27 protein-coding genes are annotated in these 24,667 nt (G+C 49.3%); 8 read left to right on the top strand and 19 right to left on the bottom strand.

What is annotated here, in order from left to right:
- The first annotated feature begins 16 nt into the window (after nucleotides 1-16).
- The 4 genes from KNQ18_RS01695 (at nucleotide 17) to KNQ18_RS01680 (ending at nucleotide 4,913) form a co-directional block, all read left to right on the top strand.
- Nucleotides 17-2,842 carry a sensor domain-containing protein gene (locus tag KNQ18_RS01695; protein ID WP_215083666.1) on the top strand — a complete coding sequence of 942 codons (2,826 nt, stop codon included), beginning with the start codon at nucleotides 17-19 and terminating at the stop codon, nucleotides 2,840-2,842.
- An 86-nt stretch (nucleotides 2,843-2,928) separates the two neighbouring features.
- Nucleotides 2,929-3,810: a YitT family protein gene (locus tag KNQ18_RS01690; RefSeq protein ID WP_035410093.1), complete on the top strand. Its 882-nt coding sequence runs from the start codon at nucleotides 2,929-2,931 to the stop codon at nucleotides 3,808-3,810.
- 23 nt (nucleotides 3,811-3,833) lie between these two features.
- Nucleotides 3,834-4,730 carry an alpha/beta hydrolase gene (locus KNQ18_RS01685; RefSeq protein WP_149427790.1) on the top strand — a complete coding sequence of 299 codons (897 nt, stop codon included), beginning with the start codon at nucleotides 3,834-3,836 and terminating at the stop codon, nucleotides 4,728-4,730.
- A 15-nt stretch (nucleotides 4,731-4,745) separates the two neighbouring features.
- Nucleotides 4,746-4,913, top strand: a complete 168-nt coding sequence (locus KNQ18_RS01680; protein ID WP_167507589.1) for a hypothetical protein — start codon at nucleotides 4,746-4,748, stop codon at nucleotides 4,911-4,913.
- A gap of 50 nt (nucleotides 4,914-4,963) precedes the next feature.
- Here the strand turns inward: KNQ18_RS01680 and KNQ18_RS01675 are convergent, their stop codons facing one another.
- From KNQ18_RS01675 to KNQ18_RS01610, 14 genes are all read right to left on the bottom strand, one after another.
- Nucleotides 4,964-5,788 (bottom strand): squalene/phytoene synthase family protein, encoded by an 825-nt coding sequence (locus KNQ18_RS01675; protein ID WP_029342526.1) that lies wholly within the window; start codon nucleotides 5,786-5,788, stop codon nucleotides 4,964-4,966.
- A gap of 194 nt (nucleotides 5,789-5,982) precedes the next feature.
- Nucleotides 5,983-6,207: a carbon storage regulator CsrA gene (csrA, locus tag KNQ18_RS01670; RefSeq protein WP_029342527.1), complete on the bottom strand. Its 225-nt coding sequence runs from the start codon at nucleotides 6,205-6,207 to the stop codon at nucleotides 5,983-5,985.
- Complete coding sequence (fliW, locus tag KNQ18_RS01665) at nucleotides 6,207-6,647, bottom strand: flagellar assembly protein FliW (RefSeq protein WP_244290058.1); 441 nt, start codon at nucleotides 6,645-6,647, stop codon at nucleotides 6,207-6,209. Before fliW ends, csrA begins: the two co-directional genes overlap by 1 nt.
- A 4-nt stretch (nucleotides 6,648-6,651) precedes the next feature.
- Nucleotides 6,652-7,230 (bottom strand): DUF6470 family protein, encoded by a 579-nt coding sequence (locus tag KNQ18_RS01660; RefSeq protein WP_047393197.1) that lies wholly within the window; start codon nucleotides 7,228-7,230, stop codon nucleotides 6,652-6,654.
- Between the two features lie 13 nt (nucleotides 7,231-7,243).
- Nucleotides 7,244-8,182, bottom strand: coding sequence for a flagellar hook-associated protein FlgL (flgL, locus tag KNQ18_RS01655; protein WP_029342530.1), 939 nt, complete (start codon nucleotides 8,180-8,182; stop codon nucleotides 7,244-7,246).
- A 7-nt stretch (nucleotides 8,183-8,189) separates the two neighbouring features.
- Complete coding sequence (flgK, locus tag KNQ18_RS01650; RefSeq protein WP_215083665.1) at nucleotides 8,190-9,716, bottom strand: flagellar hook-associated protein FlgK; 1,527 nt, start codon at nucleotides 9,714-9,716, stop codon at nucleotides 8,190-8,192.
- Between the two features lie 12 nt (nucleotides 9,717-9,728).
- The gene (locus tag KNQ18_RS01645; protein ID WP_058705005.1) at nucleotides 9,729-10,136 is read right to left on the bottom strand and encodes a flagellar protein FlgN; all 408 of its coding nucleotides are present in this window, start codon (nucleotides 10,134-10,136) and stop codon (nucleotides 9,729-9,731) included.
- 96 nt (nucleotides 10,137-10,232) lie between these two features.
- Nucleotides 10,233-10,481: a flagellar biosynthesis anti-sigma factor FlgM gene (gene flgM / locus KNQ18_RS01640; RefSeq protein ID WP_047393186.1), complete on the bottom strand. Its 249-nt coding sequence runs from the start codon at nucleotides 10,479-10,481 to the stop codon at nucleotides 10,233-10,235.
- Between the two features lie 36 nt (nucleotides 10,482-10,517).
- Nucleotides 10,518-10,898: a hypothetical protein gene (locus KNQ18_RS01635; protein WP_029342533.1), complete on the bottom strand. Its 381-nt coding sequence runs from the start codon at nucleotides 10,896-10,898 to the stop codon at nucleotides 10,518-10,520.
- Nucleotides 10,899-10,940: 42 nt separating this feature from the next.
- Nucleotides 10,941-11,345 (bottom strand): ComF family protein, encoded by a 405-nt coding sequence (locus KNQ18_RS17220; protein ID WP_251133283.1) that lies wholly within the window; start codon nucleotides 11,343-11,345, stop codon nucleotides 10,941-10,943.
- 233 nt (nucleotides 11,346-11,578) lie between these two features.
- Nucleotides 11,579-12,787 carry a helicase-related protein gene (locus tag KNQ18_RS01625; RefSeq protein WP_215083663.1) on the bottom strand — a complete coding sequence of 403 codons (1,209 nt, stop codon included), beginning with the start codon at nucleotides 12,785-12,787 and terminating at the stop codon, nucleotides 11,579-11,581.
- 229 nt (nucleotides 12,788-13,016) lie between these two features.
- A complete protein-coding gene (locus tag KNQ18_RS01620; RefSeq protein ID WP_215083661.1) occupies nucleotides 13,017-13,865 on the bottom strand; it encodes a DegV family protein in 849 nt (282 codons plus the stop codon).
- A 134-nt stretch (nucleotides 13,866-13,999) separates the two neighbouring features.
- Nucleotides 14,000-14,692, bottom strand: a complete 693-nt coding sequence (locus KNQ18_RS01615; protein WP_029342537.1) for a response regulator — start codon at nucleotides 14,690-14,692, stop codon at nucleotides 14,000-14,002.
- Nucleotides 14,689-15,861, bottom strand: coding sequence for a sensor histidine kinase (locus KNQ18_RS01610; protein ID WP_029342538.1), 1,173 nt, complete (start codon nucleotides 15,859-15,861; stop codon nucleotides 14,689-14,691). The genes KNQ18_RS01615 and KNQ18_RS01610 overlap by 4 nt, the downstream gene beginning before the upstream one ends.
- Before the next feature lie 98 nt (nucleotides 15,862-15,959).
- On the opposite strand from KNQ18_RS01610, the gene KNQ18_RS01605 reads away from it, so the two are divergent.
- The 3 genes from KNQ18_RS01605 to KNQ18_RS01595 all read left to right on the top strand — a co-directional run bounded on the left by KNQ18_RS01605 (nucleotide 15,960) and on the right by KNQ18_RS01595 (nucleotide 18,093).
- Entirely contained in the window at nucleotides 15,960-16,601 is a 642-nt protein-coding gene (locus KNQ18_RS01605) for a YigZ family protein (RefSeq protein ID WP_050678738.1), read from the top strand.
- A 69-nt stretch (nucleotides 16,602-16,670) separates the two neighbouring features.
- Nucleotides 16,671-17,702, top strand: coding sequence for an LCP family protein (locus KNQ18_RS01600; RefSeq protein ID WP_214723948.1), 1,032 nt, complete (start codon nucleotides 16,671-16,673; stop codon nucleotides 17,700-17,702).
- Nucleotides 17,677-18,093 carry a GNAT family N-acetyltransferase gene (locus tag KNQ18_RS01595; protein ID WP_214723950.1) on the top strand — a complete coding sequence of 139 codons (417 nt, stop codon included), beginning with the start codon at nucleotides 17,677-17,679 and terminating at the stop codon, nucleotides 18,091-18,093. Before KNQ18_RS01600 ends, KNQ18_RS01595 begins: the two co-directional genes overlap by 26 nt.
- Before the next feature lie 54 nt (nucleotides 18,094-18,147).
- Here KNQ18_RS01595 and chrA read toward each other — a convergent pair whose 3' ends face one another.
- The 4 genes from chrA to KNQ18_RS01575 form a co-directional block, all read right to left on the bottom strand.
- On the bottom strand, nucleotides 18,148-19,299 hold the full coding sequence (gene chrA, locus KNQ18_RS01590; protein ID WP_215083659.1) for a chromate efflux transporter: 1,152 nt from the start codon (nucleotides 19,297-19,299) through the stop codon (nucleotides 18,148-18,150).
- 52 nt (nucleotides 19,300-19,351) lie between these two features.
- Nucleotides 19,352-20,455: a DUF418 domain-containing protein gene (locus tag KNQ18_RS01585; protein ID WP_215083657.1), complete on the bottom strand. Its 1,104-nt coding sequence runs from the start codon at nucleotides 20,453-20,455 to the stop codon at nucleotides 19,352-19,354.
- Between the two features lie 62 nt (nucleotides 20,456-20,517).
- On the bottom strand, nucleotides 20,518-21,561 hold the full coding sequence (locus KNQ18_RS01580; RefSeq protein WP_029342543.1) for a glycosyltransferase family 4 protein: 1,044 nt from the start codon (nucleotides 21,559-21,561) through the stop codon (nucleotides 20,518-20,520).
- Nucleotides 21,562-21,620: 59 nt separating this feature from the next.
- Nucleotides 21,621-22,022, bottom strand: a complete 402-nt coding sequence (locus KNQ18_RS01575; RefSeq protein WP_029342544.1) for a Rok-like winged helix domain-containing protein — start codon at nucleotides 22,020-22,022, stop codon at nucleotides 21,621-21,623.
- 293 nt (nucleotides 22,023-22,315) lie between these two features.
- Between KNQ18_RS01575 and KNQ18_RS01570 the strand changes: the two genes are divergently transcribed.
- Nucleotides 22,316-23,800 (top strand): N-acetylmuramoyl-L-alanine amidase family protein, encoded by a 1,485-nt coding sequence (locus KNQ18_RS01570; RefSeq protein WP_215083655.1) that lies wholly within the window; start codon nucleotides 22,316-22,318, stop codon nucleotides 23,798-23,800.
- Nucleotides 23,801-23,894: 94 nt separating this feature from the next.
- On the opposite strand, the gene pgmB is transcribed toward KNQ18_RS01570, so the two are convergent.
- On the bottom strand, nucleotides 23,895-24,566 hold the full coding sequence (pgmB, locus tag KNQ18_RS01565; protein WP_029342546.1) for a beta-phosphoglucomutase: 672 nt from the start codon (nucleotides 24,564-24,566) through the stop codon (nucleotides 23,895-23,897).
- Nucleotides 24,567-24,667 lie beyond the last annotated feature (101 nt).

The following is a 24,667-nucleotide window of genomic DNA, read 5'->3' as shown; positions in this document are numbered from 1 at the left end:
TAAGGAGGTGACGTGGATGGCTTTTCATGAAGCGATGAATCGGATTCGTCAATCCGACACAGCCCCACTCTATATCGGTGGACTGGAAGTGTCCCGTCCGGAAACGGCGGAAGCCTTCTTTCAGCAACAGACAGATGCAATCTTTTTATTCGATGCCTCTGGAACGATCATCTATTTCAATGAACAGTTACCAGACATGCTCGGCTATTCCGCTGAGACGCTCTATGAGCATTTCGCTGTGTTCAATCCGCCTGATCAGATTGAAGCGGTGACTGCCTTTTTCACGCGTGCCTTAAACGGTGAGACCGTTCATTATACGGCGCAAGGACTTCATGCTGACCAACACCGGGTCACATTAAAGATCACGAACATGCCAGTCGAACAAGACGGACAAGTCATCGGTGTCTACGGAGTCGCACGCGATATCACACGTGAAAAACAACTCGAAGAAGATGTCTCGTCGATTCGTTCTCAACTTGAACTGACGGAACAGATTCCGGAACTCGTCGTCTTTCACTTCGACGTCAACACACAAACAATCGAGTTTTCTCCCGCTTTATTGCATTTTTTAGGTCTTTCAGAAGTCAACGCGACGACGCTTGACCAAGGACAGTTATTTAGTCGGATTCATCCACGTGACTTCGATCCGCTCCGGTTCGAGATGGAACGTTTGATTGCGGGTGAAAAGGAACGTTTTGAAATGGAAGTCTCCCTGTTGACCGCTGACGATACCTATCAGCTGTTGCGCTTGAAAGCCTTTCATCGTCCACATCATCCAGATCATCTATCGGTCGTCCTCTATGATTTATCGGAAGTCGACGAAGCGCGACGTCAACTCGTCACGGAACGGGCACAGGCACGTGAAATCTACGAAGCCGTTAATGCCGCGATCTCACAAATCGACTTGTTCTCGGGACGAATCCTCTTTCACTCACAAGGTTTCCTGCACATCTTTGAAGAATTGCCGCAGGATTTAATTCTTAGTCGTGAGTGGTTGTTTGAACGGTTGGACGTCCGTGATCACGCGGCGATGAAACAGTTCATTAGACGGTTAGTCGACGGTCAGGCGGGTACGATCCAGTATCGTCTTCACTTCCCGGATGGTCGCGTCAAATGGATCGAGGACCAACAGATCCCGGTCTTCCAACTAGACGGCACGATTGCTTACACAAATAGCATCATGCATGACATCACGCTTCAAAAAGCGTACGAGGAACAATTAAGGCAGCTTGCTTTGCGTGACGCCGTGACACATCTGCCGAATCGGCAAGCACTCATCGAGACGATTGACGCGTGGCAAGAAAAGAATCAATCGTTCTTCGTCCTCACTGTCTCCTTCAACCGGATCTCTGAGATCAACAACGCCTTCGGACACGGTTCCGGTGATCAGTGGCTACAAGGAACGGCAGCCTTATTACAACAAACAAAACCGGACGAGACGTTTCTCGGGCACCTTGGTGGCGATGAGTACGCCTTGCTCGTACCGACGAGCTATAAACAGGACGTGACGACATGTGCTGAGGCACTACTCGACTTATCGGAAACACCGATCTCGATCGAACCGTATGCCTTGTTCGCGCGAATCTCGGTCGGGGTCAGCCGATATCCGGAAGACAGTACGGACGCTGTCGAATTATTGAAGCATTCCTATACCGCCTTACGTCGCTCACGTCGTGAAAACCACAGCGCGATGCACCACTACGCATCGAATCTTGATATCGATTACTACCGACGCTATCGTCTTGAGCAGGACTTGCATTATGCGATTGAGCGTAATCAACTGTTCCTCGAATATCAGCCGAAAGTCGATAGCTGGACCGGAAAAATCGTCGGTCTCGAGGCATTGATTCGCTGGCAACACCCGGAATGGGGACGCATTCCCCCGAACGATTTCATTCCGCTTGCTGAAGAGAGTGCCTTACATGTCGCAATCGGGGACTGGGTCGTCGAGACGGCGTGTCGTTCGATGCAACACTGGAAAGCAACAGGCGCAGAGCTCGTTCCGATTTCCGTCAACGTCTCACCAAAACGATTCTTGATTCCTGGTTTTGAACATCATATCGAGCGGATGCTATCGACGTATCAGCTCGCACCTGAATTACTTGAACTCGAAATCACGGAAGCGGCCTTGATCATGGATGACCCGATGACGAGTCGGACGCTTGAATACGTCAGTCGGATCGGCGTTCGGATCGCACTCGACGACTTCGGGAAAGGCTATTCCTCGATGGTCTATCTGCAACGGTATCCGATCAACGTCATCAAGATTGATCGACAGTTCGCAACCCACATCACGGATGACGCCAAAGCCCAAGCGATCGTCAAAAGTATTCTCTACATGGCAGGTGAGTTCAATCTAACGGTCGTCGCAGAAGGCATCGAGACACTTCGTCAGCTCGATACGTTCCGGACGCTCAATTGTCCGAGTATCCAAGGCTACCTGTTTAGTCGCCCGGTGCCAGCGGACGTCATGGAATCGTTCCTCTTGCGCGAGATCTTGTATCCGATCGAAGCCTGTTCCTTGTCGAGCGATACGGTTCCTCGCTTCTCTGTCTCAGGAAAGGTTCGCATGTTAACGCATCATGAACGACCATTCGAACTTCCTTTTTCGGACATCGAAGCCCATCAGACGAGTACGCGGGCGCTCTACTTTTCAACGAAGACACCGTTACCGTTGTCGGATGCGACGTTTGAGGTTCGCTTAAGTGAAGGATTACAACTCGTCACGTGTACGGTGACGATCACCGGACAGGAAGATGAACAATATATCGGCGAATACACGAATCCGACAGAAGCGGAACAGATCATGCGGTTCTTCCAGTCGTTACGTTATCGCCCTTGATCTCTCCACGAAGACGTTCACACACGTCTTCGTGCTTTTTTGTTATAGTAATCGTAAAGCGTTTTACTTCTGAAGGGAGGAATGGCATGCAGTCACCACTACCTACGAAACATCATCGCCGCTCTACGAAAGGTCAGCTCTTTCGACGATTATTGATGCTGACGATCGGTGCCATCATCTTCGCGCTTGGACTGAAAGGATTCCTTGTTCCAAATAACATCATCGATGGTGGAATCGTCGGGATCTCGATCATCGGCTCAAAAGTGACCGATACGACGCTCGCCTTATGGCTGTTCTTCTTGAACATCCCATTCATCTTCTTTGGCTACAAACAAATCGGAAAAACGTTCGCCCTGTCGACGTTATATGCCATCTTCGTCATGGCGATCGCAACAAAACTCCTCGAGCACATCGGTCCGCTGACGAGCGTGGATTTGCTCGCGACCGTCTTCGGTGGCTTGATTCTTGGAATCGGCGTTGGCATCGTCATCCGCTCGAGTGGATCACTCGACGGAACCGAGATTCTTGCTGTCTCCTTCAGCCGCTCAACGCCGTTTTCAGTCGGTGAGATCGTCATGTTCTTCAACGTCTTCATCCTCGGCGCCGCTGGCTTCGTCTTCGGTTGGGACCGGGCGATGTACTCGTTGATCACCTATTTCGTTGCCTTCAAGACGATTGATGTCGTCATCGACGGACTCGATCAGTCGAAGAGTGTCTGGATCATTTCGGAGAATTACGAAGAGATCGGTCTTGCAATCATGGATCGACTAGGTCGAAGCATGACGTACTTAAACGGAGAAGGTGCCTTCACCGGCGACGGTAAAAAAGTCATCTTTTGCGTCATCAGTCGCCTCGAGGAATCAAAACTCAAAGACATCGTCCGTGACTTCGATGAACAAGCCTTCATTGCGATCGGCAACATCCATGATGTCCATGGCGGTCGCTTCAAGAAAAAAGATATCCATTAACCGAATGAAAGGAAGGAACACGGGTGTGGAAAAAACATCGTAAGAAAATCATCGGTGGCGTGATCGTCATCGTGACGCTTGCTGTCATCGTCGTCATCGGGATTTCCGGTTATGTCGGCTCCTCGTTGACGCAACCGGAACGAGAAGCCTTGACGACGACACCAAAGAAAGCGGAAGGACTCGACTATGAAGACGTCACCTTCCGCTCCTATAAAGACCGGACACGTTTGTCCGGCTGGTGGATGCCAAGTGAGGATGCAAAACTGACGGTCGTCTTCGCCCACGGTTACGGCAAGAACCGGGAGCAAGAAGATGTTCCGATCTTCCCGTTATTCAAGAAGTTCCACGACGCGGGCTATAACGTCCTGACATTTGATTTCCGCGGGTCCGGTGAATCGGACGGAAAACGTGTCACAGTCGGTGCAAAGGAACAAGATGATTTGCTGACGGCCGTTCGCTACGCGAAGTCACGGTCTTCAAAACCAGTCGTCCTCTACGGTATCTCGATGGGCGCTGCAACATCACTCGTGACCGCTCCAAAGGCGGACGTCGTCGGCGTCATCGCCGACAGCCCGTTTAGCGATCTCGAGAACTATCTCGCAACGAATCTGCCTGTCTGGAGCGGATTACCGAACTTCCCGTTCACCCCGATCATCCTGGAGATCACGCCACCTCTGACAGGCCTCAATCCAGAACGGGTGAAACCGATTGAAGCGGTTCGACGGATCGAGTATCCGATCCTGTTGATCCACGGGAAGGACGACGATGCGATTCCGGTCACGGAAAGCATGAAGATTCAAAAGGCGGCACCGCGCTCCGAGCTCTACGTGACGGAAAATGGTGGACACGTCCAGTCGTATGCGCACGACCGGAAAGCATATGAAGAGAAAGTCATGACGTACTTGTCAGATCTGCATTGATGAAAGGAGATTGACATGCAACAGTTATCGTTGTTCCTGACCTTTTTCGTCGCACTGATAGTCATGACAATCGGACTGCTCGTCTCCCGCCGTGCCGGCTATCGTTTACCGTACGGACGAACGATAGCCTTGATTTGGACCGGCTCTGCCCTAATCGGACTAGCTCTTTACTTATTACGTTAAACGAACAGCCGCTCGCTTCCTTGACGGAAACGAGCGGCTGTTGTTTGTGCTTATCGTTTTAGTACGGCAGCGCCGACAATCTTCAAGACTTCCGGACGACTGAGTTTCTCTTTCCCTTTTGCAAGGGCATCCAGCGTTCCATGTGCGAGTGCAAGTGGAATGTGACAGAATTCATAAATCGTCGTCTCCTTCGGAATGGACGCAAGGTAAGCATCGGCTTCTGCGAGATTCTCGCGCGCATAAGCAAACATCGTATCCGTCGTCCAACCAGGTGGGAAGTAACCGACACCACGCTCCGCATCCTCCTGTTGGTTACGCAGGATGTTGACGGCTTGTAAACCACGACCAAATCCGATCGCTTGCTGTTTATCAGTGACGATACCAGCCTTCCAGTACCAGATGTCGGATAACATGACACCGACGAGTCCGGCGACATAATACGTATACTCGTCAAGATCCGCTTCCGTCTCGACCGTCCAGTCACGCTCTGCCCAGACAGCCATCCCTTCTGCCATCTCCGCCGTCGAATCGAGGACCTTCGGACGAATTGCGGCCGGACAATAGGCGATCCACTCCGGTAGACGGAGTGTCACTTCCGGTAGGTGCGCCGTGTAGGGCGCAATCAACTCGAGATAGGTCGTAGCGGAGAACGTGCCCCGCATCAATAACGCTGTCTCGCGAAGCAACATCGTCTTGACGTCCGTCGCCAAGTCCTCATGGTCTTCAATCTCATCGATGGCACGCATGCATAGATAAGCAGCACCGACCGCTTCCTGTAAGTCTTGCGATAGTCGACTAATCGGGATATAGAAGGTGCGACTCGTCGCTTTTAATACACGGTTCGCGTCTTTTTTCAGCTGCTTCGTCTCATTCATTCCTGACAACTCCCTCTTTGGCTCAAAAGGTTTCTTTTCTCTTCATTACTATACACGATTCAACGCGTTTCAGCATTTGTTTCATGATAAGAAAGACTCCCTTTGCAGCACATTCGGGCAAAGGGAGTCTTTTCGTCCTCGTTTAAAGCGCATCGTTCATTAAAAAGATACGTTCCGATGACATTCAAATGGAATCATTTTTCCTGTTGTTTCAAGAGTTGTCCAATCAATCCAGTACTACGGGACGCTTCCGTATTCTCCTCTTGGATCGACAAGTAGACTTCCTTCCGGTGGATATCAACTTGCCGTGGCGCCTTGATACCAATCTTGATTTGATCGCCTTCGATTGCAAGAATCGTCAGTTCGATGTCGTCACCGATTTGAATCGCTTCTCCCGTCTTTCGTTTAAGTACGAGCATCAGCGACCACCTACTTCCGTCAGACTACCGATCAGATGACGATTCGTGTATGAATCGTCTAGGATGATTTGTTTCGCGAGCCGTTGTTTCGTCTCCATGACGAAAGGTGCTCGTAAGTTCGTCGTCGACGTCGTGAACGGATCCCGTAATGTGACCGTCGTATAAACGGCGACTTGCGCCGTATCCTCGATTCCGAGTTGCTCTTTTGCTGCCTCCGGTAACTCGAAGACATATTCCGGATCAATCCAGAACGGGTTCGTCACGACGAAGGCACACTCCGGCTGATCAATCGATTGAAACGACCAGAACGGGACCCCTTCTCCGAACGGGAGCAAGATGAATCGTTTTGCTTCCGGAAAACCTGGTAATTCGGACGCGAAGGTGATGATTTCCGTCTCGTCAATCGTAATGGTTCCAAAAAAATCCGTTTCGATCTGCATGTCGTTATCCTTCCCCATCGAATATGCCACCAACCGGCCACATATTCAGTTGATTTTGTTCTTGTAGATAAATGTCGACCTGACCTTCTTTTACAGTCAGTTCCGGTCGATGCGTTTCGACATCGATTTTCGGACGATTCGCGGTATAACTTAATCGTACCTCAGCCGGTGTATAGGTCGTCTTGACTCGATCGAGGCTCCGCGGAATGAATCCGAGAGTCGTCACTTCAGCAGGTGGTGTATCATTGGCTTTCGCAATCCGCGCGACAGTTCCACCGCCCTGCTCGATCCGCATCAGTTGATCGCCTTCAGAGGCTCGTTTCGCGACAGCTTCCTGCCCTTTTTGTCGTCCATAAGTAGCATACTGCCGAACGGATTCGAGCGCAGGAACGCGCCCCATCTCGATCCAGGCTTGCGTCGAATCGATCTCAAGGCGTGCCGCGACGGTTTCAATCGATAGTTCCCCACGTGGTTGTTCGATCGACAGGGAGGCAGGTGTCTGCTTCTGCTCGATTTGCGGACGCGTGATGTTCATCCCGATTCGTGCCGCCGTCTGACGTATTTCAAGATGCGGAAGATTCATCTGCCTTCACCCCTTATCGTAGGAAATCGAGTAATGTCGGCTGAATGATTCGTGCCCCGGCGCTGAGTGCTGCGCGGTGTAACGTCTCGTATGACTTCAGCTCCATGATGACTTTTTCTGCCTCGATGTCTTCGTTATCCGACATGACCGTCTTCGCGATGATTTCTTGGTCCTCGAGCCGTGATGTGTTCAAATCCATCCGGTTGACCCGTGCTCCGAGATCTGCACGTGTCTCGACCGTTCCATTGACCATCTCATCGATATCTTTCAACATCCCGGATAAGGTAGCCCCGTTGTTATCAGCGTTCGTACCGAGTGCATCATAGACTTTTTTCAACGTTTGGAACGTTTCCGGTCCAAAGACGCTGAGTGGTGAAATGTTAACTTGGACTTCGATACCAGAAGAAACTTCATAATTGATGGATTCCGTCTCCTTACCTGTCGGATCCCCATCCGTGAAGACACCGTCAACAGGACCAGTTGTACTCGCTAAGTAATCACGCAATCCGTCCATCGAGACGAATGCCGTATCCGTCTTCGTTCCGTTGAAGATGCCTTTTTCATTGTATTTCGTATTCGCGAGCGTTCCGATGTGTTCAATCAATTGACCGACTTCGCTCTGGATCGCTTTACGTTGCGTTGCATCATACGTATCCGTCGCCGCTTGTGTCGTCAACTCACGAATCCGACTCATCGCTGATGTGACTTCGTTAAGGGCAGAATCCGTCAAGTCCATCCAGCCCGTTGCTTCGCTGGCATTTTTCTTGAACTGTTCGACTTCTCGTACTTCCGTCCGGTAACGCACGCCTTGCATCGCAACGACTGGATCCTCAGACGGACGTTGAATCTTCTTCCCACTGATCAATTGTTCCTGAAGCGTGCTCAAGCGCTGATAGCTTGAGGATAAGTGCCCGATATTCGTTTTCGTCAACATCGTTTGTGTTACTCTCATCTATTCATCACCGTCCTACGAGTCCCATACCGTTGATGATTTTATCAAGCATCTCATCGACGGTCGTAATATTTCGTGCTGCTGCATTATAAGCGTGTTGATACTGAATCATCATCGTCATCTCTTCATCGATCGAGACGGCAGACATCGACATGCGGCGCTGATCCGCACTTTCCATCAAGACAGCAGCACTCTTACCCAGGCGTCCGACCTGATCGGTCGAGACCGCCATATCGCCGATGACGTTTTGATAGAACGAGCCGATCGTCGTCGTCGTTTTCGACTCCGTGAATTCGATGCTCGCTGTCTTCATCTTCGCCAGTTTCAATGCCCCTTGACTATCCCCGATGTTGCCGTCCGTCGACGTCGCGATGTTATCAAGGCTCGCCTTGATGTCCGAACCGACGGAAATCGTTGCTGCCGTGATGTCACCGCTTGTTGATGCGAAGAAGGCGTTTGATCCCGCTGTACCATCTTTCTTCAAGTTCGTCGCATGCGCAGCGTTAAAGGCATCCGCGAATGTCTTTGCCATCTCATTGAGTTGACTTTCCATCTTGACGTATTCCCCGACGGCTTTTCCGTCTCGCTCTTGTCCGTACATCTCAATTAGTCCTGATAAACGTCCTGTCGAGAAGCCACCGAGCTGATCAAACGTATAGGTTTGTGTCTCAGACTTAAAGCCGGTGTACAGTCCCTGGTCGTTCGTCGTGAACGTCAGCGTGCCCGCTTTCGGTAAATCGGAGTCGACAGCAAGCAGCTTGTCCCCGTTCGGAAACTTGATGTTGACGTCAATGCGCCCTTCCGCATTACGCAACGCATTCCCCATCTGTCCTGTTTCGATTGCCTGAGCATCTACTGTCACTTTTTCGAAATCGACATATTGAGCAAGCTCATCGAAGTAACGATCTCGTTCATCGTAAAGTGCGTTTGGTAAAGCACCAAGTGGTTCGACAACGTGGATTTCCGTATTGATGTTATGGATTTTTTGCAGGAGATCGTTGACTTTTTTCGTCGAGACCTCGACTTCACTCTTTAAGTCCGCTTTGACTTGATTGATTGCTTTCGCCATGTAATTGAAGGTCTGCGTGAGAGTCTCCGCTTTTTGACGAACGACACTGCGTGCACCTGAATCTTGCGGATTCGTCGATAAAGTCTGCAAGGATTCCCAGAACCCGTCGAACGCTTTCGAAAGACCCGTTTCCGACGGTTCGTTGATGATATCTTCCATCCGTCCGAATGCCGCTTGTTTCGTACCGTAGTAGGACACCTTCGTCACTTCATCCCGGTACTGCTTATCGAGCATGACGTCCCGAATTCGCTCGAGCATTTCTCCGCGGACTCCGGTTCCGACTTGTCCATTTCGTCCAGATCCAAGTGAAATCGAAAGTTGTTCCGTTGTTCCCATGACGAGACGCTGACGAGAGAATCCTTCCGTGCCGGCGTTCGCAATGTTATTTCCAGTCGATTGCAGAGCCCACTGGTTCGTCGTTAATGCCCGACGTCCTGTCTCAAGCCCCATGAAAGTCGATCCCATCCGTATTCCTCCTTACGCGTTTCGATTGAAGTGTGTCTGGTTCAGTGCGGACTGTCCATATGTGAAGTCGTCCGCTTCTGGAATTAAGAGTTGGAGATGCCAATCCAAATAATGCAGGGATTGCTCTAGCAACTCCGCGTTTAGTGTGTTGAGCTGTCGCAATTGACCGATCGTCTGCAACAACGTTCGGAGTGAGTCGACATCTTCCGGATGCGTCGCGATCCATTCCGTCATCGTCACACTCCCCATCAGTGCGAGCCGCTCTTGTTCTAGTCCTTCGATTCGTTTGATATGTACGGGTTCTTCTTTGACGATTTCAGACAAACGACGCATGTCATTTGCAATCAAGACTTGCTTCTTTTCTTCTGCGAGCGCAAGTAAATGAGCATGCGCCTCGTTGAGTTGATTGATGAGTTGCATTCGGTTTCTCCTTCCGAATTGAAAAGGTTCCATTCATATAAAAAACGACCCGCGCATCCGTGCCCCGAGTCGCCTCCATTGTCTACGATGTCCAACTTACAGGTTCAAGAAACGTTCCGCGATTTTTTTCGCATCCGGTTTATAGGTTCCATCCTGGATCGCCTGTTTGAGGGATTCAATCTTTTCAGTCCGTGACGACTGTGTCTCGTTGAAACGCGCACGCGCTTCTGTAGAGATACTGACTTCGTCCGGACGATTCGTACGTTGGTTTTTTGTTCCTTCTACTGATTGAGTTCTTTCGTACGTTTTGGGCATGTTCACCCATTTCGTAGAATCAATTCGCATGTGAACACCTGCTTTCTAGACTACAAGATTCTTAGTTCAAGTCCGATACGTCCTTGGTTTCGAAGAGTCAGAAGAGTCAAGCATCGCCTGGGCGAGGTCACGTCGTAAACGATCACGACATGCGGCACAAATCGTGCCTTCACGGGAGGGCTTCCCGCAACTCTCACACATGATTTCCATTTGGGAAATCTCGGAGATCAATAAGCGCCCTTCCTTGATGTAACGGAAGACGGTATCTCGACTAACACCCGTTCCGATCTCGACATCTTTAGGTGAAGTCCGGATTTTTCGTCGTTCTCGCAGAAATTCGCGTACCTTCTCAAAATCCGTATGATCCTTTCGTATGCAATCAATACACAGTTCTGAAGATTGACGCACGACTAACTTCCCGCAAGATTTACAATTGATGACATCCATTTCCTTCACCTCACATAGAGTATCGGCAGGAATGTTGCTTTCTTAAACACTTCGAAATAAAGTTACAGCAGAAATTTCTTTCGCTCCCGCTTCCTTGAGTCGAAACATCGCTTGGCGAAGCGTTGCACCTGTCGTATAGACATCATCGACAAGTACGATGTTCTTTCCTTTGACGTCACTCGTTACACAAAACGGATTGTTACGCGCAAGTCGCGCTTGTCGTCCTGCCTTACTTTGTTCTGGACCATCGAGACGACTTAAACACGGAGCGATCTTTCCACGCATCCGACGTGCGATCAGCTCCGCTTGATTGAAACGGCGGTCTGAGAGACGTTCCGCGCTTAACGGGATCGGCACAAGAACTGCTTGCTTGATTTTTACCTTCTTCAAGTCATCGGTAAACATCTCAAGCAACGCAGTATCACCGAGAAACTTGAAGCGATGCATGAACTCCTTCGCTGCATCATTGTATAGATAAAGAGGTGCTGTTTGGAGCGTCAGCCCTTGTTTTCGCCATTCTGCGCAGTCCGAACAGCACACTGGACCCGGCTTTCCACAATCGACGCATTCCCCTCTTTTTACAAACTTTATTTTACAGGTCGGACAGGTCACTTGCCTAGTCCAGAGATTTCCGAGTTCCCAACTAGGTAGATAGACCTCTTGACAGAATAGACATCGATTCATGGTTGCACAGCGTTCGCTTTCTTGATGTGATGGATCGCTTCGTACATCGCATCACTCCGGTCATTGGCGCAAAATAAAACGTCACCATCCGGGTATGCCGCCGATCGTCCGACTCGTCCGCTGATTTGAATCAGGGCTGCCGTGCTGAAACCTTGATCAGCATCCAGAATCGCGACTTGAACGTTTTCGATCGTCACACCCCGCTCAAGAATCGTTGTCGTCAGTAAGATTCCTGTCGACTGTCGAAAACGCTGGACCTTCTCGACTCGTTCCGAGTCTGCGGCATGGACGGTCTCGACGTCATAGCCCGCTGTCGCGAATCGGTTTTGCCATCGCTCGAGCTCCGCGATCCGTGAGACGAAGACGAGCCGGGGTACAGTGCTATGACGCGCCAACCAATCGAACACGATCTGTTCGCTATACGGTACGACGAGCTTTGGGACCGGTAACGGATAGCCATGATAGCGTCGCATCAGCCGAACCGTCGGAAACCGTCGATGCCAAAACGAAGGGGTGGCGCTCAATAAAATCAGTGCAGCATCTTTCGTCATTGCGCGCTTGACGTATCGATGTAACGTCCGGTCGAGCCGGTACGGAAACGCATCGACCTCATCCAAAAAGACGACGTCGAAACAATTCCGGTAATGAATCAATTGATGTGTCGTACTGACCGTGATGTCACCCAGTTCAAGACGGTCCGATGAACCACCATACAAGGAGACGATGGAAGCGTCAGCGAATGCCCGCTTCAAATGTCCCGTCAATTCCCGGACGACGTCTGCCCGTGGTGCAGCGACAAGCACACGGCGTCCGCTAGCGAGAGCGTCTGCGATCCCCGGGAAAAGCATCGGTGTTTTCCCGGCACCACATACGGCATGGACGAGAAGCCGTTTGCTAGTTAGAACTGTTTGTTGGATCGCTTGAGCAACGCGTAGTTGTGCCGGTGTCAACGTCAATGGTCCATGTTGTGCCGGTGTCACCGGATCAAGCGCCCGCTGATCCGTCACGAGTCGCCCACAGCTTCGCAGTTTGCCGTAAGCAAGACATTTCCGACAATAATAACAGGCTTTACCACATGTACAGTCCCCTCGCACTGGAAGCGCGCCACATCGTTGGCAACGCCATGTCACGGCTGGTCTGAATCGGTATGTCACTTGTGGTGCGTCGATCCATTCAACAGGTACGAGTCGTCCTCGAAGATCCATCGTCATCTCTCCTTTTCTGTTTCGTCTCTTTCTCGCGGACGTCCGTCATCTCCTTGTGAGCGTTTCACTACTCAACTTGAGCTTTTGACTCGCTGAATTCGAGGTAACGTCATACGGTACGGTTTCAACAGGTGTTTCCATATAGTCATCCATCATTTTTGAGGATTTTGACAAAACAAAAGCAGCAGGTATCCTTATGAAGAGAATCCCTACTGCTTCCGCTCTTATCTTATTCTGCTGCGTGATACCATGTGACACCGATTGCCCCTGGTCCGAGGTGTGTACCGATGACGGGTCCAAAAACACTCATCTCGATGCGTGCCTGCGGGAAAAGTGCCTTCAGTTCAGCAATCTCTGCCTCTGCTTTCGCAGAATCCTCGGCATGGATGACACCGATGATATAACCGGTACCGTCACCGCGAATATCTTCCTTCATCATTTCCTCAATCCGATTGACTGCCCGCTTAAACGTTCGAATCTTTTCAAACGGAACGATTTTTCCATCAACGAAATGAAGGACCGGCTTGATTTTCAGGAACGAGCCGACGAATGCTTGCGCGACACTTAAACGTCCTCCACGCTGGAGGTGTTCGAGATCGTCGACGACGAAATAAGCACGAATCTGTTCCTTTAACGTCTCAAGACGCTGGACGATCGTCTCTGCCGTCGCTCCTGCATCTCGCAAACGAACGGCTTCTTGGACGAGAAACGCTTGCGGCATACAGGAAATACGTGAATCGACTGGATGGACGTTGACATGATCCACCATCATGTTGATCGTATGTAACGCTTGGTACGTTCCGCTGATCCCACTTGATAGTGTAATACCAATGATATCCGTTCCTTCTGGCAACTGCTCGAACGACGACACGAGATCACCGATGTTCGGTTGTGAGGTCGTTGGGAGACTGCCCGTCTGGATGCGTTCATAAAATTCCGCTACCGAGATATCAAACCCTTCCCGGTAGGCGTCACCGTCGAAGATGACACTAAGTGGTGCGACGTGCACTTGATGTTCTTCACAATAGGTAGTTGGCAGATAGGCTGTGCTATCCGTTAAGATCACAATCTGGCTCATCCGTGAATTTCCTCGCTTTTATAGTTCCGTCGTGACGCTGCCAAATGTGACACGCCACAATCGCTTTTAAGTGTAGCATTTTTTATTGGATAAAAAAAGAAAGACGGAAGCGGGAGCTCCTGTCTTTCGAGATATTAAACGACGACCCATCCACGACGGATGGATTCGACGACAGCACCGGTCCGGTCCGGCACATTCATCTTCCGGAGGATCGATGAAACGTGGTTCTTGACCGTCTTTTCACTGATGTATAACGTATCACTGATCGCACGGTTCGAGAAACCGTCCGCTAACAATTGCAAGACTTCACATTCGCGACGCGTCAAGACGTGGAGTGGTGCTTCCGCGACTCGTTTTTCAACAGGTTGTGACGCCATCGTTTGTTTCATCTTCATCAAACGACGGTATTCCTGCAATAAGTTCGGTGTGACTTTCGGGTGGACATATCCACCTTCGCGGTACACGGAACGAATCGCATTGACGAGTTCGTCCGTTGCCATTTCCTTTAAGAGGTAACCGACTGCACCGGCACCTAGGGCGTGCATGACATACGTCTCATCATCATGAATCGATAAGATAATGACACGTACGTCCGGATAGACTTCCATCAGACGTTTTGTTGCTTCAACACCGTTGACTTGCGGCATGTTGATATCCATTAAGACGATATCCGGTTGATGGGTTTCGACGAGCGAGATGACTTCTGCTCCGCTTTCCCCTTCCGCTACGACGACGAATTCTTCTTCGAAATCAAGAATTCGTTTAACGCCTTCGCGGAATAACTGATGATCGTCGACGATGACTACTTTCACTTGCTCGTTGTTCACAGTGTTTCCCCTCTCGCTTCGGATTCCTCGATTGGAATCTTGACCTTGATGACCGTACCTTTTCCGGGCTGCGTCTCGATATCGAATTCACCATCGATCAATTCGATCCGTTCACGCATACCAACGAGTCCGAATGACTCGTCGCATGATGCGACGATGGAATCGAAATCAAATCCAACGCCATTATCCTTCACGTGGATTCGTACGGAATGTTGATATTGTTCTATGATAATACGAATGTCACTCGCTTTGGAATGCTTAACTGCATTTTGGACGGCTTCTTGGACGATTCGGAAGACAGCAACTTCATACGTCGAATCGATCCGTTCACCGCCTCCTAGATAATTGAAGTGAACCGGAATATTCGAAATTTCTTGAATATGTCGAAGATAGCGTTCGAGCGTCGGAACGAATCCGAGATCGTCAAGCGTCATCGGACGTAAATCGTATATGATACGGCGGATATCGGCAAGTCCATCCCGAATCAACGTCCGTAAACGGTGAATCTCTTCAAAAGCTGCCTCTGCCCCATTATGCTGGTGAATCTTTTCAATCAAATCAGCCCGGATCAAAACGTGGGCAAGCGTCTGCGCCGGACCATCGTGCATGTCGCGCGACAAGCGGCGGCGTTCATTTTCGGCGGACTGGAAGACTTTTAGACCCATCTCCTGTTTTTGCATCGCCTTTTCATATTTTTCATTCATCATCTGCATATCGTCCGTCAAGAAGTTGAGGACGACCGAGACACGTCCAATCAATTGATCTGCCCGTTCAATCGTCTCATCGAGCTGAATCAGTCGGCGTTCGAGCTCATCGCGGCGCTTTCGGCAATTCATCTCATCTCGTTGATTGATGAACGATTCGAGTTGTAACGCGTTCGCTGTCTCGTAGGCCGACCGGACATCCTGTTCCGAGTAGCTGTCGAAGTTCTTACTGACGACGACGAGTCGCGCCTTTGCATCCTTGATATGGCGTTCGAGTCGTTCTGCTTCTTTTATATAGTCGTGCACCCGAATTTTCAGGTCGCGCAGTTCTTGCTGGATTTCGGCATATTGTTCGCGAGAACTTTCCGTGATCCGGACGATTTCTTCCCGACTCTCTTCTACGACGCCGATGATGTTCTGTACGATATCATTCAAGGATAGCCGCTCCCTCATCTCATTCGTCATGGTATTCCCTCCATTCCTTGCCAGTCGTCTACGGTTGTCTCTCTCTTGGAACGTCGTTATGCTAGAAAGAACTAGTTAACGAGGAGGACATTTTGATTATGACATTATCTAATTATTATACAGTAAAAGAAAACGGTTTCCACGAAATCATTATTCAAAAGTCTCGATTCATCACTTATTTAGCTCGCGCAACGACGGAAGAACAAGCCCAGGCGTTCATTTCCGAGCTGAAAAAAAAACATCACGATGCGAACCATAACTGCTCCGCCTACGTCATCGGTGAGCGTAATGAGATTCAAAAAGCGAATGATGACGGTGAACCAAGCGGAACAGCTGGTGTTCCGATGCTCGAAGTCTTGAAGAAGCGTGACTTACGCGATACGGTCGTCGTCGTGACACGGTATTTCGGCGGTATCAAGCTCGGTGGTGGTGGATTGATTCGCGCATATGGTTCGAGTGTCTCTGAAGCATTGAACGCAGTCGGTGTCGTCGAACGAATCGAGCATACCGTCGTTTCCGTCAATGTCGACTACACATGGCTCGGAAAGCTTGAGAACGAATTACGAGCGAGTGTTCATCCGATTGATCAGATCCATTACCTCGATCAAGTCCAGATCGACGTCCTCGTCAAGACAGCCGATGTCCCCGATTTTCTCGACTGGATGACAAACATGACGAACGGTCAAGCCAATTTGTCAAGCGGCTCTACTCGTTACCTCGAACGTGACATTATTTCCTGACCTGCTATACTGATTGTAAAGAATTTTAAAGTTTTTTAAAAATTCAGTTAAAGTTAGGAGTTAATAAAGGTGGAAGAGCGAACCCGCAGTAATAAAAAAAAGATAAAGAAAAAACGTTCGTGGTTCAAGGTGTTCGTGATCAGTTTTCTGGTCGTGCTCGTCGGTGGAGGTGCGACCTTCGCTTACGTCGCGTATAAGACGTTCCAGACTGCAAACGATGCGAATGTCGATTTAGCGCGCGGTGACAAGTCCGAGAAACGAGAAGCAGCCATTGATTTGACGAAAGATCACTTTTCCGTTCTGCTCGTCGGGACGGATGAACGACCTGGCGACACCTCATCCCGTGCTGATACAATGATTGTCGCGACATTCAACAAGGACGATCAAACCGTTGATATGGTCAGCATTCCCCGTGATTCACTCGTCGAGATCCCTTCTGTCGGTTACGAGGATAAAATCAATCACTCTTATGCCTTTGGTGGCATCGATTCAACGATTGAAACGGTCGAGACGTTGCTCGATATTCCAATCGATTATTATGCATCGATCAACTTCAATGGTGTCGTCGCGATCGTCGACGCATTAGGCGGCATCGATGTCGATGTCAAGTTACCGATCGATACACTCGACTCATCCGATAAGCGCAATGGCGTTAAATTGGAACCGGGTCAACAGACGTTGAACGGCGAGGAAGCACTCGCCTATGCCCGAATGCGTTATCAAGATCCTGAAGGAGATATTGGTCGGACAAAACGTCAACAACAGATCGTCGAAGCCATCGTTGATCAGTCGACATCGTTCGGTTCAATCACCAAGCTAAATACCCTGATGGACGCGACGGGAGACAATTTCCGGACGAACATGTCGTTGACGGAAGCGTTCCAACTGCAACCGTTCATCAAAAAAATCGGTTCCATCAACCGGATCGATCTTAAAGGAACGGACACGAAAATTAACGGGGTCTATTACTACCAGCTTGATCAAACTTCATTGGCTGACGCGAAGACGACATTGAAGGAACAACTCAATTTGCCAATTGATGAGACGACAGACAGCATCACGTCGGAGGCTGCAGATGATTCGTTCACTCCAAGCAACTGATCATGCGTCACTACTGGAAGTACAACGTCGCGCTTATCAGATAGAAGCCGCATTACTCAATGCGACTGATTTCCCGCCCTTACGCGAAACGATCGATGAGATCGACGTTGAAGCGCCGATCGGTTTCGTTTACGTCATTGATGACGACATTGTTGGTGCTGTTACGATTAATGACGGGACGATCACTCGACTCGTCGTGGATCCGCCATACTTCCGTCAAGGAATCGCACAATCTTTGCTGCATCACGTGATGGAGCGACATCACACAAGACACGTCATGACCGGTGCACGTAATCTGCCAGCGCTTTCGCTCTATACTCGTTTCGGCTTTTCAGAAGTCCGGCGCGAGTGGCGTAGCGGGATCGAACTTGTCTTTTTAACACGCACCTGACTTTTAGGAACAACAAAGAAGCAGTAGACACCGGGTCTACTGCTTCTTTGTTGTTTAGAAGAAAAGAAATCCGAGAGCGGCTCCGATTAACACGATTCGTAACGGCGACTGTTTATAAAAACGAAGTAAACAGAACAAACCGAAGGCAATCAAGAAATCAAGACCACTCTTGATGCTTGACGTAAAGATTGGATCATAAAGAGCGGCAAGCAAGATACCAACGACGGCAGCATTGACGCCGATCAACATGCGTCCGACTGCTTGATTCTTGCGAATACGATCCCAGTACGGTAAAACACCGATGACGAGTAGGAATCCTGGCAGAAAGATGGCGAGCGTCGCAAGAAGACCGCCGGATACACCAGAGACGATCGTACCGAGATACGTCGCGAACGTAAAGAGTGGTCCCGGTACCGCTTGTGCAGCAGCGTAACCAGCAAGGAACGTATCCGTGTTCATCAGCCCAGGTACGAGTGTCTGCTCAAGGAATGGCAAGACGACATGTCCGCCACCAAAGACAAGGGCACCAGCACTGTACATGATACTCGTCAGTTGGACGGTTCCCGTCGCAGATTGCGCGAGAAACGGTGTGACGGCAAGTAAGACGAAGAATAAGACGAGTGCTGAGATGCTAAGTAGGCGTGGTACGCGAATCGACAAGGATCCACCCGTCTCCGTCTCTTCTTTGAACCAGAAGAACGCAAGAAGACCTGCGAGCAACAAGACACCGACTTGCGCCAGTGGATGTGCAATCAAGAGTACGCCTGCTAGCGCTAGGAGCATCAACGTCATCCGTTTGACGCCTGTCGCAAGTTTCATTCCCATGCCAAGGACGGCGTCAGCAACGATTGCGACAGCGACGAGTTTCAAGCCATGAATGAATCCGGCTTCCGCGACATCGAATTGTGTCGCAAGAATCGCGAATAGAATCAAAGCGATACTCGATGGCAACGTAAAGGCGACGAAGGAAATGATCGCCCCTGCTACACCTCCACGGATCAGACCGATTCCCATTCCGACCTGACTCGAAGCGGGACCCGGTAGGAATTGACAGAGTGCAACTAAGTCAGCATAGGCTTTCTCATCAATCCATTTTTTCCGTTTGACATACTCCTCATAAAAATATCCCAGATGGGCGACCGGACCGCCGAATGATGTCAATCCGAGCTTAAACGATACAAGAAAGATTTCAATTAAACGATGCATGTTTCACCTCCATCCTTCATTTTACACAAAAGATGTTAAGTTCCTGTGAACTTCAACGGTTTTTCTTTCCATAAGTCCCTTTTCGCCACAATTTCTCCATGGGACCTTGTGGATGAGACTGGAGATATCTGTTTGAAGCAATACCTTGTGCGATCAAAAGTAGGAAAACGAGTAACAGTCCTTGCCATAACGGTGTCGTTCCATGTTGTCCACTGAAGAAAACGAACACGGTAAAGACGACTGTATGCATCAAATAATTCGTCAATGCCATCCGTCCCAGTCCAGCAAACCATTGCATGCGCCCAGCACGAACGAGTAGCGCGACGGCACAAGCATAGGTGATTGCAAGCGTGCGTCCTGAGAGCCAAACGTAAAATAGATTGATTGATCCGTCTGGTACATCAGCATGCGCCTGCATGATTCCAGCGAATGACGGAAGTGTCAGTAGTAAACTAATTCCAAGCGTCCACCACAGGAAACGATTCGTCGGGGGCGCTGCGCTGAAGCGTTCCATCAAATAGGCTCCGATCAAGAACAGGGATAGAATTTCTGGCCAAATGACACCGGAATTCATGAGGGCTTCCGGTAATTGAACTGTCGCGTGATGCGATAAAAATCCGAGAAGATCGCGCGATGCGACGAACGACTGAAGTGTCTTATCCAGCTCGACGACGGGAGCGTCGCCAAATTGACGAGCCCCAAAGAAAATAAGTAGATAGAGCAGAATGGCATAGATTTGAAATGCTATCGCAAACAAGAGTTTCGTGACCGGCTTTGTTTTGGCGAACAATAACAAAATGAAGCCCGTCAACGCATACGTATGTAAGATATCTCCCTGCCAGACGAGCAGGTGCAAAAGACCAATGATGAGCAGAATTCCGAGCCGCCTTGCGAAGATCGTCATCGGTAGACCACGTTGTCGCAACCGATTGATGAACAGATAAAAACCGGCTCCAAAAAGAACACTAAACAGGGTATAGAATTTCGTCTGGATGAAGAGATCGAAAATGAGACGAATCGATTGATCCATCTCCCCCATCATCGCATTCGGTCGATCACCGAGAAAACTCGGCATGTTGACGAATAAAATCCCGCATAATGCAAAACCACGCAACACATCCAAATAGACGATGCGTTGATTCAATGATTGATTCATTCCAACACTCCCTTTCTGAAAAAAGACCGCTCACACGGATGAGCGGTCTTTTTTGATATACGTTATTTCGATGTAAAACGTTCCAACAAATTCAACAATGGTCGATAACGTTCGCCAAGCAAACCGAGCGACTCGACGAGAATGTCAAGAACGAGCAATAACATGACGAGTGAGACGAGGGCACCGATCGAATTCGTCTGCGAGAATAAAATCGCCGTCATCCCGAAGATGGCGCAGAGTCCATAGATAACGAGCACGGCTTGGCGCATCGTAAAGCCGAGATCAAGCAATCGGTGATGCAGATGGGCCTTATCCGGCGCAAATGGTGGTTTTCCTTGCAATACCCGTCGAACGATCGCAAACAACGTGTCGGAAATCGGGATCCCAAGCAAAATGACCGGAACGGCAAGCGAGAACAACGTCACGTTCTTGAATCCAAGGAGTGATAACACACCGAGCATATAGCCGAGGAACAAGGCACCGGTATCACCCATGAAAATCTTCGCTGGGTAGAAGTTATGAAACAGAAAACCGAACGTACTCATCAATAAGAGAATCGCGACGATCGTCACGTAGACGTTTCCTTGAATGACGGCAAGACTGATCAATGTCAACAAGACGATACTCGAGACACCCGCTGCTAATCCGTCTAATCCATCAATCAAGTTGACGGCATTCGTGATCCCGATGACCCAAAGGAATGTCAGCGGAACACTCCACCATCCGAGATATAACTGCTGGTCAAACGGTAGATTGATGAACTCGATCCGGATCCCACCGTTTAGGACGATGACGGCAGCAACGATTTGCCCCATCAGCTTCAAACGGGCATTGAGTTGGAATCGATCATCCAGTGCACCGGTCAAAATAATAACGAACCCACCGACTAAAATGTGCGTCGCATACGGACTCGAAGGTTGTAAGATGAAATAACCGATCATGAAGGCGATATAGATCGCTAATCCGCCAAGTCGCGGCATGATTCGGACGTGTACTTTTCGCGCGTCCGGACTGTCAACGGCACCGACTGCAATCGCAAAGCGTTTCACGACGGGTGTGATCAGTAAGGCGGCGATAAAACAGACGATGGACGCAGTCCATAACATAGTAACATCACGCTCCTGCGCGAATTATATCATAAAAAAAAAGAGCCGACGAGCGGCTCTTACATGAAGATCGGTACTTCAGCAGCTGGATCATATGTATAGATACCGCGCCCGACTTTTTTGATGGCAGGGTTTGCCTGTTCGACTTTCGCCATCAATTGGTAGATGTTACTAATTTGGTGACGGTAACGCAATTCAAGCTCCATTTGGATGTCACGTGCTGTCATCGATTCACGCTCGCGCATCAAATCGCTGATTTGGTGCACGTAGACTTCTAGCGGGTACCGTTGGTTGACACGACGTTGTTTTAACGGACGCTCATGCGTGACGGCGACTTCTTGCGAATGTTCTCCCGTTCCACGGCTTAATTCCGAGATCAGATACTCGGCACGCCGCTGTAAGCGACGGTATTCCTCTTCGATTTCCATTAGTTCGCGGTAGATATGTTCACTGTTACCCATTCCTTGCCCCTCTTTCCTTTTTTATACATTAATGTTTCAATCATGTTTCAATTGTATGTATTTCGAAATATTTTAAACTATAATTTGTCTTGATAATATATAATTTCTTTAATTATTTAATTATCCTGTAATATTTTCATATCCTTACCGATAAATTGGCTACACCTCATATTAACAGAAAGGAGTGAAAACGGAACATATAATTTCGATATTTAACTATTTTAATAATACTTAAGTTCTACTAATTCAATATATATCTTTCTTATTTTACCGAAAAGGAGACTGGAAATTTAATGGGCAAATTACCTAAAACACTTCGGACCGCTCTAGTACTTTCGTTGGTATCCGGTTGCTTCGCCTCTACTTCTACTGTATCGGCTGCTTCTGGTACAACCTTTACGAAAACTTCGTATCAGACGACAGATGCCTTGAATCTACGCAGTTCGAACTCGACGTCTTCTAAAAAGTTACTGACGATCCCGAAGACGACGAAAGTCACGTCGAGCTATCGAAAAGGCTCTTGGTATAAGTTGTCATATAAAGGAAAGACGGGATATGTGACCGGATCTTATCTGAAAAAAATCGAGAGTGGCACTTCTTTTTCGAAGACGTCTTATAAGACGACGGATGCGCTATCCTTACGTAGTGCCGCAACGACATCTTCTACTCGATTACTGACGATTCCTAAGGGAGCCGGTGTACAATCAAGTTTCAAAAGCGGGAATTGGTACAAAGTGACCTATGCAAATAAGACCGGTTATGTTTCTGGTTCATATTTAAAGAAAGTGACTACACCAGCCAAAACGACGGTCTATACGACGACGGATCGCTTGAATTTCCGTTCGTCTCCTTCGACATCCGGAAAAGTCCTGACGACGATTCCAAGTGGAACTGCCGTCAATTCCCTCGCCGTTAAATCGAATTGGCACACGGTCCAGTACCAAGGGAAAACGGGGTATGTCATGGGAACGTACCTGAAAAAAGGGACTTCCGTTCCTGCCTCGACGACTGGAAACGTCGATTATAGTGGTTCAAAGATGTATGTGTTGATCCCGTCAGGCAATAGTGTCGCGCTTCGTGCGAGTGCGTCGACGCTCAGTGGTCAAATCGCTCGTCTTGGACGTGGTACTCCTGTCGTCGTCACGAATGCGCGTTATCAAACGAAAGGGTTCGTTGCTGTCCGGACGGCAAGTGGTCAAAGCGGTTATGTCGATGCGACGTATCTGACGTTGTTCCAACCAGCACCATCGAATCGTCCACTTCTCGTCCTTGATCCGGGTCACGGCGGACACGACGCAGGTGCAGTTCGTTACGGCGTTGCTGAACGCGACATCGTCCTTGCTGTCACGAAACAAGTCGCCGAGCGTCTTGCCGGAAAAGTCGATGTAACGATGTCACGCTATACGAACGACTACTACCCGTCACTTGGAGAGCGGAGTGCCCTTGCGAACAGTCATGCGACGACTGCTTTCGTCAGTGTCCATATCAATGCTTCAACGAGTACGCAAGCATACGGAGCAGAGACCTTCTACTATAAAGGCGCCTCTTCGATCAACCTCGCTCGTAACGTCCAACAACGCCTCGTCTCATACGCTGGCATGCGCGATCGAAGCGTTCACTATGCGAACTATGCCGTCATTCGTGGTACGAAAGCACCGTCGATTCTAGCGGAACTCGGTTTCCTCTCGAACAATGCGGATCGGGCGAAACTGACGAACGCGACGTATCAGTCACGTTACGCGCAAGCAATCGCAGACGGCATTCTCGCCTCACTTTAAATCAACGCCATATCAAAAAAGGATCGCTCAGGGAAGCGATCCTTTTTGCATACACATAACTTTCAAGGAATGTCCTTCACCATCAGGGAATGGTTCAGACAAGGGAGCGACTAGCGAGGATTTGCTCAAGGGATAGCAAATCTGTCGAATCGACACGATAGTCTGCCTCATGGAGTGCCGACTCCGGTCCAACTCCGACAGCATACATGCCGGCAGCGTGGATGGCAGTGATGCCAGCTGTCGCATCTTCTACACCGATGCAACGGCTCGGTTCGACGTCGAGTGCTTCTGCAGCACGGAGAAACACTTCAGGGTGTGGTTTCGATTGTGCAACGGTCGCAGCGTCTACGATGTCATCGAAATAGTGTCGGACCTTTAGTGCCTCGACGACCATCAGCGCATTTTTAGAGGCGGACGCCATTCCGATCTTCAGCCCAGCGTTTCGGATTTCATCGAGGAATGCAGTGATTCCAGGAAGAAGATCCTGTTCAGAAATATGTTGGATCAATGTGACGTAGTGTTCGTTTTTCTTCGCAGCAAGTGCTAGCTTCTCTTCCTCCGAAAAAGCGTTCTGTTTTCCACCGAGCGCAAGGATACGCTCGAGTGAATCCATCCGGCTGACACCTTTTAATGTCTCATTGAATTCCCGGTCGAACGGGATATCCAAATCCTCTCCAAGTTGTTTCCACGCTAAGTAATGATACTCTGCTGTATCGGTAATTACGCCGTCTAAATCAAAAATGACCGCTTCGATCGTTGGTGCCATCCGACATCCATCCTTTCTTCCATCGTCCATGAAAGGCAAGAAATCGAATGACTTTGCGCAAACGATTGCACTTGCCTTATGAATAATTTTACTGGTTCTTC

The organism is Exiguobacterium sp. s78, assembly GCF_018618985.1.
In the GTDB taxonomy this organism is placed as follows: domain Bacteria; phylum Bacillota; class Bacilli; order Exiguobacteriales; family Exiguobacteriaceae; genus Exiguobacterium_A; species Exiguobacterium_A abrahamii.
This window is presented reverse-complemented; position numbering and strand designations above follow the sequence as displayed.